This window comes from Candidatus Frankia nodulisporulans, assembly GCF_902806475.1.
Lineage (GTDB): Bacteria > Actinomycetota > Actinomycetes > Frankiales > Frankiaceae > Frankia > Frankia umida.
Genome location: NZ_CADCWS010000379.1, coordinates 1 through 2,940, shown reverse-complemented (window position 1 = coordinate 2,940; position 2,940 = coordinate 1). Strand labels below are relative to the sequence as shown.

Below are 2,940 nucleotides of genomic sequence, written 5' to 3'. Positions count from 1 at the left end.
CGCTCGGCGTGACGGCATCGAGGTGAGCGCCGAACGGAAGACCGCCGAACGAGCTCATGCCGCCACCGGCGGCCTCGGGGGTGGCGGTGGCGCTGGTGGTGGTCGCGCTGGTGGTGGTTCCGGCAGCGGTCGTCCGCGGGGTGACACCGCCGCCCAGGCCACCGGCACCGGCACCGGCACCAATCAGATCGCGCAGCGTCCCGTACGGCACCGTCGCGCCCAGCGTCGCGGAACCGATCGCGAGTTTCGCCCCACCCCCCGAGCCGACCAGGCCGGCCATCGGAGGAAGCCGCAGGTCGCGCAGGTCGATCGTCACAGCGACCAGCCGCGCCCCCGGGCCGGCGGCGCCCGCGGTGACCCGGGCCGACGAAATGTGCCCGGCGGCCACCTCGGCCAGGAACGGAAATCCACCGATGTGTACTGAAATGCCGTCGCTGAGCATTCCCAGGCAGGCCAACCGGGTGGCGAGGCGGTGCTCGACGATCCGGACGAGCAGGCGGTCGGTCACCACCAGGACGGTGACGGTCAGCACGACGATGCCGACCACCAGCCGGAACCGGTGGCCCGGCGGGCGGGCCTGCGGGCGGGCCGGCACGGGAGGCTCCACGGTGTAGGCCGACATGGGACCAGCTGACCACGCCAACACTCGAGTTCGATGTCAGCCACATTGGCGTTCCGTCTGCCCGGCCGACGCCGCCGTGAACGTGACTGCCGCCGGCGAGTGGCGGATCTTCCGGCCGGTCCGGCCCACCGCCGCCAGCGCCGCGCCGCCCGATCCCGCCGCCTCGACGTCGACGTCGTGGAAACGCAGCGACATGTGACTGACAGTTCTCACACGGCATGCACATCCGGGCCGGCCAGGCTGCGCAATCGCATCCGAACCCAGCCGGGAGGTCCACGCCACCATGTCGCACCTGCTCGATCCGTCCGCGCCGCCTGATCCCGCGCGCCCCGCCGATACCGTCCACTCGGGGTCGCGCCGGGCACCGATCGCGGTCGCCGTGACGGCGGTGGTCGTGGTGGTGCTCGCGTTCGCCGCAGCCGGGATGGCACTGGTGGACCGGGTTGTCTCGACCGGTTCGCCGACCATGCGGGGCGGCGCACCCGGTGCGGGCACCACTGCCGCTGGGCCGTCGGCCGGCACGACAGGTCCAACGGGTAGGGCCACCGGCGGCACACCGGACGAACGTCCGGCCATCGCTGTCCACGGGTCGAACCTCGCCGATCCGTTCGTGCTGACCGTCGCCGGGGTCAGTTACGCCTACGGGACGAACACCCCGAACGCGGGGAACATCCCGGTGCTGCGCAGCACCGGGATGCAGACCTGGCAGTCGGTCGGGGACGCGTTGCCGGCCCTGCCCCGGTGGGCGGCCGCCGGCCAGCTCCTGACCTGGGCCCCGGCCGTCAGTCCCGTCGCCGGCGGCTTCGTCCTTTACTACAGCGCCCGCCTGAGCGCCCTCGGCATCCAGTGCGTTTCGGCCGCGAGTTCGACCTCACCGGCCGGCCCGTTCGTCGATGTCTCCGCCGCGCCGCTGATCTGCCAGTCCGAGACGGGAGGCAGCATCGACCCGAGTCCTTACACGGCCGGGACCGACCGCTACCTGACCTGGAAGAGCGAGGGAATCCGGGCCGGGCACGTCCCGACGTTGTGGGCCGCGCGGATGAGCGCGGACGGCCTCGGTCTGGCCGGCCCGGCGGTGGAACTGCTCCACCCCGGCCTGCCCTGGCAGCACGGCGTCGTGGAGGGCCCGGCGATGCTCGCCCGCGGCGGCCGGTTCGATCTGATCTACTCCGCCGGCGACTGGCACAGCCCCGACTACGTCACGGCGGCCGCCGCCTGCGCCGGGCCACTCGGCCCCTGTACCGCGGCGCCCGAACCGTTCCTGCGCACCGGGAACGCGGGTGTCGGGCCGGGCGGAGCCGAACCGTTCGTCGACGCCGACGGGAACTGGTGGCTCGCCTTCCACACGTGGAACCGGAAAGATCCCGCGTCTTCCCCCCACGCCGGCCGCCAACTCGTCCTGGCCCCGCTGTCGCCATCGGGCCCGCCCGCCGTGTTGCCCGCACCCCGCGTGCTCATCGGCCGCACGGTGACCCGACTCGACCCGGCTGGGTGGATGCGCCGGCCGATGCCCTCCGCGCCGGCCGGCTGACAGATCAGCCGGCACAGGCCCAGCTGATCGAACCAGCGAGGGCGGCTCCGGCGGTCGTGCTCGACGGTGGGGAGATCACGCGCTGCCGGCGGGGCGTGTTCGATGAAGGCCAGGGAACGCAGCGACCCTTTCCCGCCGGGGCCTTCGACATCGCTGTGAGCCGGCACGGGGTGATGTTCTTCGGCGATCCGGTCGCCGCCTTCACCGACCTCGCGCGCCCTGCGCCCCGGCGGGCGCATCGCCTTGCTGACCTGGCAGCCATGCGAGCGCAACGAGTGGATCCAGGCCTTCTTCACTGGCCGCCGGCATCATCCAGTACCAGTTGCAGCGGCTGCTGCTGTCCGCCCGCTGGCCCGAACCCGTACCTGCTTTGGCCGTCGGCACCGTCACGATCGTGACCGGCCTCGTCTGAACCGCGCACCGGCCGCCGGCGCGTCCATCCGGGTTCGGGCTGCCGGCCGCTGGGCTCCCGGGCATCCGCATCGGACTGTGCCGCGCTGTGCGCGTGTCCGTCGGTAGGCTGAGCCGTCAGCGAACGGAGAGGCGGAGAGGCGGAGATCCCGGGTGGGCGCGATGTTCACGACACCGGTGGCCCTGGTACGCCTGTCCTACCTGGTCAACTCGCTCTACGCCGACGTCTGCGCACGCCACGGGCTGTCGGTGCCGCAGGCGCAGCTGATGTGCGTACTCAAGGACCAGCCGCGCGGCATGGGCGAGATCAGCGCGATACTGCGCCTGGACAAGTCCAGCGTCACCGGCCTGGTCGAACGGGTCGAGCGCCGCGACT

General features: G+C 72.7%; 3 protein-coding genes and 1 pseudogene. 2 read left to right on the top strand and 2 right to left on the bottom strand.

The genetic code is table 11. The annotated features are described in order from the left end of the window. Together G6R24_RS19925 and G6R24_RS19920 are read right to left on the bottom strand one after the other, a co-directional pair. The coding region (locus tag G6R24_RS19925) for an LmeA family phospholipid-binding protein (RefSeq protein ID WP_163550685.1) at nt 1–622 on the bottom strand (622 nt) is incomplete at its 3' end. Between the two features lie 36 nt (nt 623–658). After that, nucleotides 659–817, bottom strand: a complete 159-nt coding sequence (locus G6R24_RS19920) for a hypothetical protein (protein WP_163550684.1) — start codon at nt 815–817, stop codon at nt 659–661. Nucleotides 818–905: 88 nt separating this feature from the next. Between G6R24_RS19920 and G6R24_RS19915 the strand changes: the two genes are divergently transcribed. Both G6R24_RS19915 and G6R24_RS19910 read left to right on the top strand, forming a co-directional pair. Next, a complete protein-coding gene (locus G6R24_RS19915) occupies nt 906–2,153 on the top strand; it encodes a glycoside hydrolase family 43 protein (protein WP_225438818.1) in 1,248 nt (415 codons plus the stop codon). 573 nt (nt 2,154–2,726) lie between these two features. Continuing rightward, nucleotides 2,727–2,940: pseudogene (locus G6R24_RS19910) on the top strand (hypothetical protein); the annotation flags it as partial.